We start from the raw sequence: 15,739 nt of genomic DNA, 5'->3' as shown, positions 1-15,739 counted from the left end.
AATATTTGTAAATAGAAATCCTTGATTTTACAATTGAGCCCTACTATTTTATACGTAAGTAACATTTATTCAAAATTCAAAATACTATTTATCTATACATTTTATAATAAAGAACTGGGCGAATCAGGAATAATTATGGATAAAAGAATATATGTAAATATACCTATCCCTGAGAATATAAAAAATATCCTGACAAATGAGGCATTCCAGCCAAAGTGTTCTGCAATGCCACCACATACACCTGCAAAAACTCGATTACTTTGGCTTTTACATAACATGCCACTGCCTTGTCTATTTTGATATGAACTTCTATTTTGACTGCTTAATAGCAATGCAATAACAATAGGTATTACAAAAATTATTATTAAAATTATTAATGGTACAAAAGTCATATATATAAACCCTCCTATTATTTTATTGAGACAACATCTATAATTACAAGCTCAGGCGGATTAAAAATTCTCGGAACACGAGTTGACTCCTTTGCAAGTCCCCTGCTCACAATAAAGGTTTTATCATTAAATTCATACTCTCCACCTGCATATTTGGGGAAGAAACCCTGATTAGGAGCAAGTAGCCCATTTATAATTCCAGGTATTCGCCATTGACCACCATGTGCATGACCAGACAAAATTAAATCAAAATTATATTTTAAGTATGTTTCTATGTATTCTGGACGATGTGCCATAAAAATTGTAAATAAATGAGTATCAACTTGGCTCCCTGCATTTACAATTTGCTTCATGAAATTGTTATGACCCACATCCGCATCATCTACCCCACAAATATTTATTGCCTGTCCTTTTATCATTACTGTTTTACTTTGTCCTTCAAGAATAATAATTCCATATCCTGAAATCATTTGCTTTATGCTGTCAATATCCCCAGTCCTATACTCATGATTTCCTGAAACATAATAACAAGGATATTTCTCCGCTACCGATTTGAGTACGATAATTGAATTCTCATAAGGTAAACTCTCATCAAAAATATCCCCACCGAATAATAAAATATCAGGCTTTTGATTATCAATACAATCAAGAAGATTTTTTTGATTTTTACCATAATCACAACTATGTAAATCCGCAACAAATGCTATACGAATATTTGTATTTATTTTATTACTTTCAATATTATAATATCTAACTGTTAAGCTTTGATCAAAAGCAAAACATAAAATTATAACAGTAGATATTATTATTGCAAATACAATCAATTTTTTTCTTCTACTAATATTCTCACCCCACGAAATATAAAAAAGCTGTATTATTTAACTCTCAAGTGAAAAGTTTATAAATAAACTTAACATTCCTCAGTTATTTGAAGCATCAATTCTAATTTATTAAAAATACTTCTTATTAATGCATTATATATAGGCTTTATATCTTCATTTTTCAAATACAAAATAATCGCATCGTTATATTCTTTCCTGCTTATGTTTAATCCCACGGGAGGAAAAGAATTTCTGATAAGTTCATAATTCATAAGCATTCTTGCAACTGCTTCAGAATGAACTTCAAATGGATAAATTTCAATAAATTTATTGTGCAAATATGCTGCTTTCAGTATTGGATTATTATCACAATTATCATTTCCAATCCACTTAACCAAAATATCCATCTGTTCTTCAATTTCTTTTGGATGAGGTGGGTTATAGTTAAAAGCTTTTAAAATAGGATTACTTTTTCTATATTCTAAAGGTTGATCCTCAACTAAAGTCTTATAGATTTTAAAGATATATTTTATATTAAGATCAATCTCCATATCAGCCATATCAAATTCAAGCTTAATTGTTTTTTTATAATTTTCTATTGATAAATGATCGCTAACAGAAGCTTCTTCAATAAAATGTCCCTTTAAAATTTTCTCAACTACTTGTTTTGAAATGGAACAGCCATCGAGATTCATAGAAGAATAAACCCAGTCTATTAGATTTATTTCATCAAAAGAAGCAATAACTTCCCTGCTATATGGTTTTCTGTTTTCCAAAATAAGCATTTTCTTTTTTATCTCACGAAACATCTTTTTTCACCTCACAATACAAAATGTGAAAAGATAGCCTTAAATAGCTATACTGTCATAAATGGTTATAAATGGTTCTATTTTGCTTAATTGTATCACATTTTACTTACACATGGTATAATATAATAACTAAAAGAAAAACTAAAATAAAAGGATGGTGATTTAATGGAAAACTTTCCGGACTATTATTACGATATCAATTTATTTTCAGTTACACTAAGACTTATTTTAGCGGTAATTTTAGGTGGAATAATAGGATTAGAAAGAGGTGCAAATAAACATCCTGCCGGCTTTCGTACTCATATATTAGTCTGTGTGGGCGCTGCTCTTTCAATGATGACAAATCAATATGTATATGAATATATTTCAACTACTACCGATCCTACCAGATTGGGAGCGCAAGTAATTACAGGAGTAGGATTTCTCGGAGTAGGAACTATACTTTTTACTGGCAGACATAAAATTAAAGGACTTACAACTGCTGCCGGTTTATGGACTTCAGCCTGTACTGGTTTAGCCATAGGTATTGGATTTTATGCCGGTGCTGTAATTGCAGAGCTGTTCGTATTTATTTCCCTTTCAATCTTACCAAAAGTGGAAAATTATTTTTATAATCGCTCAAGAATTATGGATTTATACATAGAGTTAAATTCCATAAGCAGGATGAGAGAATTTATATCCTTTGTAAAATCTCAGGATATTCTAGTTTATGAAACACACTTAAGCAAACTTGAAGATGTAATAGCATCAGGTGGAATAGGCTGCCATATGTCAATTAAAATTCCCAAATGCATTTCCCATGACGAAGTCATTGAAATTTTAAACCAAGAATCGGGAGTTTTGCTAATAGAAGAAATTTAAAGCACTAAAAAAGCACACTTTATAAATTTAATTTATAAAGTGTGCTTTTTATTTTGTTAAACCTATACAGGATAAACCATATCCTCTTCGTTTAATAATGTGGCATCAATCTTATATCTTTGCGCATTTCTATATTTAAAGAATTCTACAGCAGGCTGTGGGAACATTGCTTTTGTTAGAACATCTTCTTCTTGTTCCATATATTCAGCAGTTTCTTTTTTAACCTTTTCAAGCTCAGGCTCAATTAAATCTGCCGGTCTGCATGTAATAACTTCTTCATCTCCCAAAATTTTCTTTATTATTTCTTCTTTAATAGGAAGTGTTGTTTTTCCATACATTCCTTTTACAACTTGTTTTAGTTCATTTGGAATCATCTTGTATCTTTCTCCAGTAATAACATTTAATACAGCCTGAGTTCCAACTATCTGGCTGGATGGTGTTACAAGAGGCGGATATCCAAGATCTTCTCTTACTCTTGGAACTTCTTTCAATACCTCTTCAAATTTATCCATAGCGTTAGACTGTTTAAGCTGTGACACAAGATTCGAAAGCATTCCTCCAGGAACCTGATATATTAAAGTATTAATATCTACTCCCATTAGTTTAGGATCTAAAAGTCCATTTTTAATATATTTTTCTCTGATTGGTTTAAAGTGTTCTGAAACCTTATTCAAAAGCTCCATATCTAAACCAGTATCATATTCAGTATTTTTAAACGCAGCCACCATTGGTTCTGTAGGAGGCTGTGATGTACCTTCAGCAAATGGTGAAATTGCAGTATCAATAATATCCACACCTGCTTCAGCAGCTTTTAAATAAGTCATGCTTCCAAGACCACTTGTTGCATGCGTATGAAGTTCAATTGGTATCTTAATTTCTTTTTTTAACGCTTTAACTAAATCATATGTATTATATGGACTTAGAAGTCCTGCCATATCCTTGATACAAAGAGAGTCTGCACCCATCTGTTCAATTTCTTTACCTAACTTAATAAACGTTTCATTAGTATGAACAGGGCTGATTGTATATGAAATAGTACCTTGAGCATGTCCTCCAAATTTCTTTGTGGATTCAATTGCTTTTTGTAAATTTCTTGTATCATTTAATGCATCGAAAATTCTAATATTATCTATACCATTTCCTATTGCCTTATTTACAAATTCTTCTACCACGTCGTCAGCATAGTGCTTATAACCTAATAAATTTTGACCTCTTAAAAGCATTTGCAAATTTGTATTTTTAATATGCTTTCTAATTGTTCTCAATCTTTCCCAAGGATCTTCATTTAAAAATCTTAAACATGCATCAAACGTAGCTCCGCCCCAAACTTCAAGTGCATTATATCCAACGTTGTCCATAGTCTCAAGTATTGGTAACATTTCTTCTGTTGTCATTCTGGTTGCAATCAATGACTGATGTCCATCTCTTAAAACAGTTTCCGTTATTTTTACTTTCGCCATATTTTCCTCCATTTTTTATATTAATTTAACATAGCTCAAAATTAGGTTAATTCTATTTTGAATATAAAAATGATTCTGAAACATTATATAATAATAATACAATTGATTGCAATATTATAAACAATATATATATAGATTTTATTAATTATCTATACATTTATAATATTACAATTTCATCTCCTGGCTTTACAATTCCGCCTTTAATAACTCTAGTAAAAATACCTTCTGTAGGCATTACACATGTACCTGTTTTCTGTTTTATTTCACATCCGTGATGACATTCCTTACCTATTTTAGAAACCTCATGCAAAGTTTGTCCAATCTTTAGTCTGGTACCTATTGGCAGTGTTTTCAGCTCAATACCTTGTGTTGTAATGTTCTCAGCAAAGACACCTGCATCCAATTTAAGTCCCATAGCTCTCATCTTATCAACGCTTTCATCTGCAAGTAAACTAACTTGCTTTATTTCATCAATTCCACAATGAGCATCGTCTTTAATACCTTCTCCTACTATAAACTCTGCATGCTCTACAGGATTTTTTATTACCCCTTTTTTATCACTTATATTAATTGCAATTACCTTAGCCATACTAATTTCTCCTCTATAAAGTATTTTATTCATTAATAAATAACCCTGACTTCCCACCTTCTTTTTTTACTAACCTTATATCTGAAATACACATTCCTCTGTCTATTGCTTTACACATATCATAAATAGTAAGGGCTGCTACAGAAACTGCATATAAAGATTCCATTTCAATTCCTGTTTTTCCAATAGTGCTTGCCATAGCTTCTATGTGTATTGCCGACTTTTCTTTATCTACTATAAAGTCCATTTCTACTCCAGTAATAAATATGTTATGACACATTGGAATAGCTGAGGAAGTATTTTTTGCTGCCATTATTCCGGCAGTTTGAGCTACGGAAAGTACATCTCCTTTATTGATCTGTCCACCTGTTATTCTTTCCAGGGTTTCCGCCTTCATAAAGATGCTTCCCTTAGCTACTGCTATTCTCTTTGTATCCTGCTTCTGTCCTACATCAACCATTTTAGGTCTGCCGTTTTTATCTATATGTGTTAAATCATCCATAAAATCTTTAGCCTCCTATCTTATTCATATCTCTTTCTATAGGTGCAGCTCCTTCATCTAAATGATGCTTCTCGTCTTTATTTAGAATTACATCTTTGATTACATCCTTTAGTTTTTCATCATTGCCTTGATTTAATACCTCATTTAAATCAATCTCTGCATTGGAAAGAAGGCATGGCTTTAATTTTCCATCTGCTGTTAATCTAATCTTATTACAGTCACCACAGAAATGTCTGCTCAAAGGACTAATAAATCCAAGAGTACCTTTAGCTCCCGGATATTTAAATATTTCTGCTACTCCTTCATTTTGATTTGCTGGTCTTAATGCAGGCAATTTTTCCTTAATTTCATCCACTGTGATGACTCCATATTGTTCCGCATTAGCATGTCCAACAGGCATTAATTCAATAAATCGAATTTCATAAGGATGCTGATAAGTCAATTGAACAAAATCAATAATTTCATTATCATTAAAACCTTTCATTGCAACTACATTTATCTTAACAGGAGTCAAACCGGCATTTACAGCAGCATTTATTCCTGCAAAAGCCTCATTCAAATCTCCTCCTCTTGTTATTTTATTATATTTAGTATGATTTAAACTATCTAAACTGATATTCACTCTATCAAGTCCTGCTTTTTTTAAATCTTCTGCGTATTTACTTAATAAAATGCCATTTGTGGTCATAGCCAATTCTTCTACGCCATCTATTTGTGATATTTTTCTTACTAATTCTACAATTCCTTTTCTTACTAAAGGTTCTCCTCCTGTAATTCTAAATTTTTTTATTCCTAAATCTACAGAAGCTTTTACAATTCTTTCTATGTTTTCAAAGCTTAATATATGATCATGCCCAATATTCTCAATACCTTCATCAGGCATACAATAAGCACAACGTAAATTACACCTATCTGTTACAGATATTCTCATATAGTTTATTATTCTGCCATAATTATCTTTCATAAGTTCCCTCATTCTTCTAAATTGTGTTATTTTATTTAAGTTTACTTCATTTTACAACAGTTATCTCTGCCAGTCAATTTTTCGTTCTTTATTATATATTAATATATATTTCATTTTAAATTATTGCCTTTTATAATCTTATGTTTTGCTGTTTGCTTAAAATATATTACTATATCAAAATAGAGAGAGCAACTTATGTTTCTCCCTCTATTTTAATAAAATCTTACTATTCATTTAGAATATTTTATATTATATATAATAAACGACTAGCTTAGATTAAACATTTACTGAAGCTAATATATCTAAAACATAATTTGGCAAAGCAAAAGCTCCCCTATGAAGGTCTGTATTATAATACTTTGTTTCCAAGCCTAATTTTTCCCATTGCTCCGGTTTAAAGTCTGCTATTGGATCAAATGATTTTGAAGCAAATCCGAAATACCAATATCCTGATGCATAAGTTGGTGTATTAAATCCAAAAACTTTTGCAATTGGAAAAGTTTTCTTTATTTTAGCATGAGCTTTTTTCATTTCTTCAATATCTCCGTCAAAAAATGCTCCTTCATGCTGATTTATAAGAATACCCTTTTCACTTAATACTCTATAGCAATCCTTATAAAAATCTATAGTAAATAAACCTTCTCCAGGACCTGCAGGATCAGTTGAATCTACTAAAATTAAATCATACGCACCGGAAGGTGCTTCTTTTACAAATTTTAAACCATCATCAAACATTAAATTCAATCTAGGTTCATTAGTAAAAACTGATGAAGTTATTGGCATATACTTTTGACATGCTCTTACAACAGCTTCGTCTATTTCTACCATATCAATCTTTTCTATGGTTTTATATCTTGATATTTCTCTTGCAGTGCCTCCATCACCGGCACCAATAATTAAAACATTTTTTATATCAGGATTTACAGCCATGGCAGGATGAGAGATCATATCATGATAAACAAATTCATCCTTTTCCGTAACCTGTATATATCCATCTAGAACCATAAAAACGCCAAATGTTTTATTTTTAAATATTTCTATTTTTTGAAATGGTGATCTTTCTGCATACAAAATTTCATCAATTTTTAAAGAAAGTTTTACGTCATCTTCCATATAATATTCAGAAAACCACAAGTCATTATTTTTAATAAGCATACCTATACACCTCCTAAATTATATTTTAAGGTAAATTTCTACCATAAAATACTTCGTCCATTTCTTTTCTTACCTTTTCTGTAATAGTATTAATTTCATCTTTACTTATATCATCCACAGAAAAATTAAAAAAATAATTATCTAAATTGAAATTTTTTAATTTACATTTTGTATGAAAAATATTTTCCTGAAATACATTTACATCTATCATATAATATTTATCAAGCAGCTCTTGACTAATATAATTTTGAATAGAATTTAAATCATGATCAATAAATATTTTTCTTCCTGTAATATCTCTTGTAAAACCTCTCACTCTATAATCTAAAGTCATCATATCCGCTTCAAAACTATCAATAAGGTAATTTAAAGCCATTAAAGGTGATATTTCCCCACAGGTAGATACATCTATATCTGCTCTGAAAGTACAAACTCCTCCATGAGGATGATACTCTGGATAAGTATGTACAGTTATATGGCTTTTATCTAAATGGGCGACTACAGAAGGATTGTCAACATCAAGTTGATGAACTTCTGACTGAGGAGGTGCGCTTTCTTCACATATTAATATAGTGACACTTGATCCCTGAGGCTCGTAATCCTGTACTGCAATATTTAATATCTTAGCACCTATAATATCAGTAACATTACGTAAAATCTCAGTTAATTTTTCTGCATTATACTGTTCATCTATATATTCTATATATGCTTTCCTATCCTCTACACTTTGTGTATAACAAATATCATACATGTTAAAACATAAACTCTTTGTTAAATTATTAAAACCATGTAATTCTACTTTTTCACTTTTCAATTTATACTATACACCTTCTTTCTGAATTATTTGATATATATAATTCAAGATGATATTTTAACACTTGTTTTACAATAATGCAATGAAATTTAACTAAAAGTTTTTTAGTAAATAAATCAAATTTTTAACTAAAGGATTATACACTTTAATATGTGTTATAATAACCTAATAAATGTATTTAAAATAAAAAAAGAATAAAAATGAAATCAAAGATTTCTATGGGCTTGGCAATTTAAAAAATTTAAATTGTGCCAACAATTAATGTGATTTTTGATATTCTTGTAATATTAAAAAGCGTATTTACTATATAAAAAGAGTGAGGTGTTACTAATGACAAATAGTGGTTATAAAAAATTATTGGGATTTATAATTAGAAACAAACTGGAGTTAGGAGAACTTTTAAATAATTTTTCTGCTGAAGATATAGAAAAGGGTATTTTGGCTATTCCCCAAGATTTATTTAATAAAGATTTAAAAATGCTCATTATGGATAAGGCAACACCCTATTTAGATGACTATAACATTATCTTCAGCAATGGAACTGTATTTATTGATGCTACTTTAAATTTAAAGCAATTAGGTGAAATAAATGCAAAATATATGCTTACCATAGAAGATTTCACCTTTAATAACTTAACACATCAAATTACTTTTAATTACCAAGAAGATGTAAAATCACTTGGGAATATGGTACAAAGTTTAGCCTTGAAAACAGCTGCATTAAAAGGTCCTTATTTGAAAACTGCCATAGAAATGAGTAATATATCTTTTGCAGAAGTACACGGTAATTTAATAACTTTAAATTTAGACGATATTAATTTTATAAAAAAAATCCCATCTGAAATTGAACTCAAGTATGTGAGCAGCTTAGATGGAATTTTAAAATTTAGTTTCTAGCTAGAACAAATTAGAATCTGTTCTAACTTCATTGTAATCTTTGAATTGCAGATATTAAAGCCGGGATAAGTTGTTTTTTTCTAGATACAACACCTTTAAGCAAGTATATATTTTCTAATTCTTCTGCTAATGGAAAAGCCATGGAAATTATTTCTTTAGCTTGTAATCCTGTATAAATCAGTTGCGTTGTTTCTTCAATAATATTTGTTAACATGAATAACTGCATGTCCTGTTTTTGCTCAATACAGCTTTCTTTAATATAAGGTGTTAGCCTTTCCTTTATATCTGCCAGTTCATTTTCATTCATAGAATTTATTTGACCTACTCCAAAAGTCATATCATTTACTTTAAAAGTTTTAAAATCTTGATTAAAGACTTCTTCTATTGTTTTCTCTTTTAAACTGCTTCCTGCCTGAAACATCTCTTTTGCAAAATTATCTACATCAATGCCTGCTCTTTTTGCCAATTCTTCTGCTGCATTTATATCCATAGGTGTACAAGTAGGAGAACGATACATAAGAGTATCTGAAATAATTGCAGCACATAAAAGGCCTGCCGTTTTTTTATCTATTTCAATGCAATTTTCCTGATACATCTGATATATAATAGTTGCTGTACATCCAAGAGGTTGATTCCTAAAGAATACAGGATTAATAGTTTCTAAATTACCCAGTCTGTGATGGTCAATTATCTCTAAAATTTCTGCTTCTTCAAGCCCGTCTACTGCTTGAGATTTTTCATTATGATCAACTAAAATTACTTTCTTATGATCCATATCAAGCAAATATCTTCTGGAAATCATTCCGCAATACTTACCATTCTCATCTAAAACTGGAAAATCTCGATACCTTTTTTTCCCCATTACGATTTTAATGTCTTCCATGTAATCATCTCTTTGAAATGTAACTAAGCCGCTTCGGCGCATAAAATAATCAATAGGTGTGCTCTGATTAATAAGTCTGGCAGCAGTAAAGGTATCATGTGGGGTACTTATCATAACGCATCCTCTTTCTGATGCTAATTTCTTTATAGTAGCTGAAATAGGATGATTTGCACAAACTACTAATACAGAAGCTTTCATTTCAATAGCACAGAACTGAGATTCGTATCTATTTCCTAAAAGAACTATATCATTTTCTTCAATAAACCCTTCCATTAAATCGGGATTTGATGTCGCAATGACAATTTTACCTTTGTCAAAGTATCCAGATTCATCACCAACTACTAAAGTACCGTCTAATGTTTCTAAAATATTTTTATATGGTGTTTCAGCCTTTGATAATATTCGATTATCATATACATCCATATAAGACGTAACCAAATCTTTTATTGTAATCAAGCCTTCCAAGTAATTATCATTAGTAATAATAGGCAATGTTACTACATTTTTTTCACGCATTAAATGCCATGCTTTTTTTAATGAAATCTCCTTAGAAACTCCATCTAAATTTCTAATTTCAATATCTTTAATCTGAGTACCGACATCCTCTATATATTCAGGTATTTCTATTTCGAATTGTTTTAAGACATATTGTGTTTCTTCATTAATTTTTCCTGCACGTTTTGCAATGTATACATCATCACTAATCTTATTTTTTAAATTCGCATATGCAATTGCAGAACAAATCGAATCGGTATCTGGATTTTTATGACCTATAACAAGTATATTTTTCTTTTGTAGTAAAACATTCATTAATTGTTCCCCAGCTCTTTCTTACTTCGCATAAATATCATCTTTGTTTACTACATTAATACCATTTTCCACCAAAATATTTACTGCTGTTTCTTGATTGTCTAATTTTAATACAATGTATGGCATCTCTGTTTTTCTCATAACAAAGGAATATATATATTCTATATTAAGATCATTATCTCTCAATACTGTAAAAATTTCATTTAATGCACCTGGCTTATCTTCAGGCTCAACAGCAATAACTTTACTGACTTTTGCAACAATACCTTCTGCTTTTAACAGCTCTACTGCTTTATCAGGATCATCTACTACCATCCTCAATATCCCATACTCTGTTGTATCGAATATTGCAATAGCTCTTATATCAATTTTATGAGCATCTAAAATCTCTGTTATTTGTGATAAACTTCCCTTTTTATTTTGTGTAAAAATTGAAATTTGTTTAATTAACATTATTTGCCCTCCCTCATATCTATGACTCTCTTTGCTTTTCCTTCAAATCTGGCAAGTGATCTTGGCTCTACTAAATTTACTTTTGAGTCTATTCCCAGTACGGTTCTTAATTTATTTCTGATCTTCTGACTTAGGCTTTCAAGCTTTGAAAATGAATCTACCAGGCTATCATCTATAAGTTCTACGTCAACTTGTATTTTGTCAAGATATCCTTTTTTGAAAACCTTTATCTGATAGTGTGGCCCTATTCCCTCTGTATTTAATAATACTTCTTCAATCTGTGAAGGGAACACATTTACCCCTCCCAAGATCAACATGTCGTCAGATCTTCCTTGTATTTTTGACATTCTTACAGTTGTTCTTCCACAATCACATTTCTCATAGTGTAAAGAAGTTATGTCCTTTGTACGGTATCTGATAATTGGCAATGCTTCTTTTGAAACTGTTGTAATTACCAATTCTCCAACTTCACCTTCACCTAATACTTTGCCTGTATTTGGATCAATAATTTCAGGTATAAAATGATCTTCATTAATATGCATACCTTTAAGGGCTTTACATTCACCTGCAACTCCAGGACCCATTAATTCACTCATTCCATAATTTTCTGTTGAAAAAATTCCCCAACGTTCATTTAATTCATTTCGCATTGCTTCTGTAGAACCTTCTCCTCCAAATAAACCCCACTTTAAACCTAAATCATTCTTTGGATCGATTCCCATTTCTTTTGCAATCTCAGCCATATGTAACGCATAAGATGGCGTGCTTATCAATGCGGTTGTACCAAAATCTTTCATAATCATAATCTGCTTCTTCGTATTACCGCTTGACATTGGAATAACTGAAGCTCCAACTCTTTCTAAACCATGGTGTAAACCAAAAGCACCTGTAAAAAGTCCATAACCAAAAGAAATCTGTGCTGTATCTTCTTCTGTTACTCCTGCCATAGTTACAATTCTTGCAATAAGCTCACTCCAAGTTTCCATATCTTTTCTTGTATATCCTACAACAGTTGGTTTCCCAGTCGTACCGGATGAAGCATGGAATCTCACAATATCTTTCTTTTCTGAAGCAAACAGACCAAAAGGATAATTATCTCTAAAATCTGTTTTAACCGTAAATGGAAGCTTTTGTATATCTTCTAATGTATTAATATCACCTGGTTCTATTCCAACTTCCTGAAATTTCTCTTTATAATGAGGTACTTTTTCATATACCCTTTTTACAGTTTTCTTCAATCTTTCAAGCTGAACTGCTCTAAATTGCTCTCTGTCAAAAACTTCTTCCTTACTCCAAATTTTGTTGCCACTCATTTTGCTACAAACCTCCTAAGTAAACTATTTAAACACTAAGTACTGATAACGTAAAAAAGTGCAATTAAAGAAATCAACGTTTTATAATTGCTAATATTGGCAGTTTCACTACCCAATATTTTGATATTAACTTTTCATATGTTTTTTGGATATTTCGTCAATATTAATTCTGAATATCAACTCAAATACTAAAAACCGACACCACGTAAATAGAAGTATCGGTTCTGATTAATATGATTTATTTTAAAATGTTTTCTACTACACTACTTACCCTACTTTAGTTATGATATCATAACTATATATATGTTTCAAGTGCATATAACAAGTGCTTATAATATATAGAGACTTTTATAAAATTTAAATTTAAAAACATTATTTATTAATCTGTTATATTATTTTTTTGTGTCGATATTCATATAACTAGCTTTTGCTGTTGCTGCAAGTTTACCAGAGCTTTTTATATAAGCTTCTCCATATAAATGTGTAATATTTCTTCCTAAATATACTACTCTTCCCTTTACAATTAATTCATCTTTAAAAGGGATGGACTTTAAAAAAGTTGTCTCTAAACTTATAGTTGGTGAAAAGTTTAATCCTGCATAAAATCTTGTAAGTATACCTAATGTAAAATCAAACATGGCACCTAATGCACCCCCATGCAGTATACCCACTCTGTTAAGTTCCCACTCAAGTATGGGAAATCCAATACTGACACTCTGATCCTCATAGCTGCACCCAATGAATTTAGGTTCCATAAGATGATTCACCCTGCCTACCTGCTTTTCGTATACTTCATTTACAGAAGCTCTTGCTACTTCTTCCATCTTTTTTTGATTATCTATCATTTGTATATAAATTCCTTCCTATATAATTTATCCAATGATATTAATATTTATTTATTACCTTTTCCGGTCATATAGTCCACCTTAATGCAAAAGATCTTGGCTTTATCTCCCACTTTTTTTATATATTCTATACCTTCTTCTTTAAAATCTCCTGAAAACTTCTCTATTAAGGAAATAAATATTTCTTGCTTCTTCTCACCAGAAACTTCATCAACTTTACCAAAGCAAATAACACTTTTGAATTTGGTAGTAAAAGATTCAGCTATTAATTTTACATCATTAACCACACAAAAAGAAACACTATTGTTAAATTTAATGTTATCCAATTTGTGACCGGTTAATGCACAATGAAAATATATATTTCCGTCTTTATAAACATAATTCAGTGGTATACCATAAGGTACTTCTTTTTCTCCTACAGTAGACAAAATTCCATATTCTGAATTTCTCATTATCTCGTCTATTTCTATCTCTGATAATAATCTGTCTTTTCGTCTCATTTCTCTGCACATAATAACTCCCCCATCTATCAAATCATATTTTCTACTAAATATTGTATTAATTATATTTTATATTTATATGATAAAAATGCAATCTTTTATAAGATAAAAATTTATAATTTAGAATATTACTATTAAAAAATATTTTACTCGGGGGTAGTTTTCTGATTCCAATAAAACTACATCTATAATTATTCATAAATTCACTTCCTTTTTTAGTCTTACTTTATCCTACTTTATATGATAAGTCAATACAGAATAAGATTAAGTGCTATCTTTTAATAGGGGTGAAAAATATGAAACCATTAAAGGTAAAAGTCAGTGTGACTTTAGATAGCGACATAGTGGACAAACTGAAAGACCTTGCGGAGCAAGATGATCGTTCGTTTTCTCAGTACATCAATCTTTTACTTAGAAATCATCTAGAAAACAACAAGGGCTCTTATGAATAATTCTCTAAGAGAATAACAACCTAAAATGTAGAAAGGTGCTTGCCGAATAAAATCAGCTAAGCACCTTATTGCTTTTTAAACAAATTTCTATCCTAATATTAAATTCCATTTAAGAGCATTTGATATCTCCCCTAAGATAATCTTCTTTATTCTGTATAACTATTTGCAGAATTAATTACTACTGTATTTTCCGCAGCATTCCATGATACACCTATATTAAATGCTTTTGCGAGATCTCTTAGTTTAAAATAATTATTACCGTTAATATTATATGCCTCAAATTTTACTAAGCTGCCATCTTTATAAATTGGTGAAACAGTCTGAGTTGCTGTCTTAGATGCCCCATCTCCCTTTGCAAGTTCTCCTCCAACAGTTGTATATGCACTATTAGAAGTAAGACTAACTGCATTTTTAGATGCATCATATACCACTCCAAACTGCTTTGTAGTTCCATTTACTGCATAAGCTATATCTCTTAATTTAAAATAATTGTTATTATTGATATTATATGCATCAAAAGATAAGGTTTTTCCATCTACAACTACTTTTGAACTCGTCGGAGTTGCTGTTATCGCTGTTGTGGTTGTGGTTGTACTTGGAGTTTGGCTTGGAGTTGTGGTTGTTGTTGGAGTTGTGGTTGTTGTTGGACTTGGAGTTGTGGTTGTACTTGACTTTGAAATAGTAATTTCAATTGTCCCTGTGTATGATGTACCTTTAGTATCATAACCAGTATATGTAATCTTCACTGTCCCGGTAGAGTTCACTGCTGGTACAAAAGATATGTTTTTTAAATATGGCGTTTGGTCGTAATAATACTTCGTTGAAGCGTTTACCTCTGAATTATAGCTGCTAGAAGATGAATAATCAGAATATAATTTGCCGTAAGAAGAAGAAGGCAGAGTAAATTTCACATAGTTAGAGTGTATGAAAAAAAGTCTGTAAATTAACTTTCTATGATAAGATTTTAAATGTGGTCGGCTCATTTGAGCTGACCTTAACTGTTTTCAATATATTAAATTTTTCTAAGCATGTCAAGAACATCTTTAATAAAGATGTAATTTATTACCATATTTTGCTGCTTTTAAAATTGGAATCTTTCCTCGTACATAATTGAAAATTCACCATATACCTTACCCCAGTTTTTAAGTGGCTGGCTCCATTTTTTTGTGGCTTGAAGTGTAGCAAGATAAAGGGACTTTAAAAGTGCCTTATCATTTGG

Annotated in this window: 18 protein-coding genes and 1 pseudogene; 3 read left to right on the top strand and 16 right to left on the bottom strand. The window is 30.6% G+C overall.

The genetic code is table 11. The annotated features are described in order from the left end of the window. Window positions 1-101 precede the first annotated feature (101 nt). From K292_RS19110 to K292_RS0110175, 3 genes are all read right to left on the bottom strand, one after another. A complete protein-coding gene (locus K292_RS19110) occupies window positions 102-392 on the bottom strand; it encodes a PspC domain-containing protein (RefSeq protein ID WP_037373017.1) in 291 nt (96 codons plus the stop codon). Between the two features lie 17 nt (window positions 393-409). After that, the gene (locus K292_RS0110180; RefSeq protein WP_245570853.1) at window positions 410-1,216 is read right to left on the bottom strand and encodes a metallophosphoesterase; all 807 of its coding nucleotides are present in this window, start codon (window positions 1,214-1,216) and stop codon (window positions 410-412) included. 86 nt (window positions 1,217-1,302) lie between these two features. Further along, window positions 1,303-2,022: a Fic family protein gene (locus K292_RS0110175; RefSeq protein ID WP_027399755.1), complete on the bottom strand. Its 720-nt coding sequence runs from the start codon at window positions 2,020-2,022 to the stop codon at window positions 1,303-1,305. Between the two features lie 165 nt (window positions 2,023-2,187). Here K292_RS0110175 and K292_RS0110170 point away from each other — a divergent pair, with 165 nt between their 5' ends. After that, window positions 2,188-2,883, top strand: a complete 696-nt coding sequence (locus K292_RS0110170) for an MgtC/SapB family protein (RefSeq protein WP_027399754.1) — start codon at window positions 2,188-2,190, stop codon at window positions 2,881-2,883. Between the two features lie 62 nt (window positions 2,884-2,945). Here K292_RS0110170 and K292_RS0110165 read toward each other — a convergent pair whose 3' ends face one another. From K292_RS0110165 to speD, 6 genes are all read right to left on the bottom strand, one after another. Continuing rightward, window positions 2,946-4,343, bottom strand: a complete 1,398-nt coding sequence (locus K292_RS0110165; RefSeq protein WP_027399753.1) for an oxaloacetate decarboxylase subunit alpha — start codon at window positions 4,341-4,343, stop codon at window positions 2,946-2,948. Window positions 4,344-4,500: 157 nt separating this feature from the next. After that, window positions 4,501-4,932, bottom strand: coding sequence for an MOSC domain-containing protein (locus tag K292_RS0110160; protein ID WP_027399752.1), 432 nt, complete (start codon window positions 4,930-4,932; stop codon window positions 4,501-4,503). Window positions 4,933-4,957: 25 nt separating this feature from the next. Further along, window positions 4,958-5,434, bottom strand: a complete 477-nt coding sequence (gene moaC / locus K292_RS0110155; RefSeq protein ID WP_027399751.1) for a cyclic pyranopterin monophosphate synthase MoaC — start codon at window positions 5,432-5,434, stop codon at window positions 4,958-4,960. 7 nt (window positions 5,435-5,441) lie between these two features. Next, complete coding sequence (gene moaA / locus K292_RS0110150; RefSeq protein ID WP_027399750.1) at window positions 5,442-6,398, bottom strand: GTP 3',8-cyclase MoaA; 957 nt, start codon at window positions 6,396-6,398, stop codon at window positions 5,442-5,444. 276 nt (window positions 6,399-6,674) lie between these two features. Next, window positions 6,675-7,553, bottom strand: a complete 879-nt coding sequence (speE, locus tag K292_RS0110145) for a polyamine aminopropyltransferase (protein WP_037373016.1) — start codon at window positions 7,551-7,553, stop codon at window positions 6,675-6,677. Window positions 7,554-7,578: 25 nt separating this feature from the next. After that, entirely contained in the window at window positions 7,579-8,367 is a 789-nt protein-coding gene (gene speD / locus K292_RS0110140) for an adenosylmethionine decarboxylase (protein ID WP_027399748.1), read from the bottom strand. Window positions 8,368-8,697: 330 nt separating this feature from the next. Between speD and K292_RS0110135 the strand changes: the two genes are divergently transcribed. Further along, on the top strand, window positions 8,698-9,264 hold the full coding sequence (locus tag K292_RS0110135) for a hypothetical protein (RefSeq protein WP_027399747.1): 567 nt from the start codon (window positions 8,698-8,700) through the stop codon (window positions 9,262-9,264). 28 nt (window positions 9,265-9,292) lie between these two features. Here K292_RS0110135 and K292_RS0110130 read toward each other — a convergent pair whose 3' ends face one another. The 5 genes from K292_RS0110130 to K292_RS0110110 form a co-directional block, all read right to left on the bottom strand. Next, entirely contained in the window at window positions 9,293-10,957 is a 1,665-nt protein-coding gene (locus K292_RS0110130; protein ID WP_027399746.1) for a putative manganese-dependent inorganic diphosphatase, read from the bottom strand. Between the two features lie 21 nt (window positions 10,958-10,978). Next, window positions 10,979-11,410 (bottom strand): ACT domain-containing protein, encoded by a 432-nt coding sequence (locus tag K292_RS0110125; RefSeq protein WP_027399745.1) that lies wholly within the window; start codon window positions 11,408-11,410, stop codon window positions 10,979-10,981. Continuing rightward, window positions 11,410-12,723: a phenylacetate--CoA ligase family protein gene (locus K292_RS0110120; protein ID WP_027399744.1), complete on the bottom strand. Its 1,314-nt coding sequence runs from the start codon at window positions 12,721-12,723 to the stop codon at window positions 11,410-11,412. The genes K292_RS0110125 and K292_RS0110120 overlap by 1 nt, the downstream gene beginning before the upstream one ends. A gap of 392 nt (window positions 12,724-13,115) precedes the next feature. Next, window positions 13,116-13,568 carry a PaaI family thioesterase gene (locus K292_RS0110115; protein WP_027399743.1) on the bottom strand — a complete coding sequence of 151 codons (453 nt, stop codon included), beginning with the start codon at window positions 13,566-13,568 and terminating at the stop codon, window positions 13,116-13,118. A gap of 47 nt (window positions 13,569-13,615) precedes the next feature. Beyond that, the gene (locus K292_RS0110110; protein WP_027399742.1) at window positions 13,616-14,080 is read right to left on the bottom strand and encodes a pyridoxamine 5'-phosphate oxidase family protein; all 465 of its coding nucleotides are present in this window, start codon (window positions 14,078-14,080) and stop codon (window positions 13,616-13,618) included. Between the two features lie 284 nt (window positions 14,081-14,364). Between K292_RS0110110 and K292_RS0110105 the strand changes: the two genes are divergently transcribed. After that, window positions 14,365-14,520, top strand: a complete 156-nt coding sequence (locus K292_RS0110105; protein WP_027399741.1) for a ribbon-helix-helix protein, CopG family — start codon at window positions 14,365-14,367, stop codon at window positions 14,518-14,520. A 146-nt stretch (window positions 14,521-14,666) separates the two neighbouring features. Here K292_RS0110105 and K292_RS18955 read toward each other — a convergent pair whose 3' ends face one another. Both K292_RS18955 and K292_RS19640 read right to left on the bottom strand, forming a co-directional pair. Next, on the bottom strand, window positions 14,667-15,503 hold the full coding sequence (locus tag K292_RS18955; protein WP_051280634.1) for a hypothetical protein: 837 nt from the start codon (window positions 15,501-15,503) through the stop codon (window positions 14,667-14,669). 98 nt (window positions 15,504-15,601) lie between these two features. Further along, window positions 15,602-15,739 (bottom strand): annotated as a pseudogene (locus tag K292_RS19640) (IS256 family transposase); the annotation flags it as partial.

This window comes from Anaerovorax odorimutans DSM 5092, assembly GCF_000426305.1.
GTDB lineage: Bacteria > Bacillota > Clostridia > Peptostreptococcales > Anaerovoracaceae > Anaerovorax > Anaerovorax odorimutans.
Note: the sequence above shows the minus strand (reverse complement) of the source record. Positions and strands in the feature narration are given on the sequence as shown.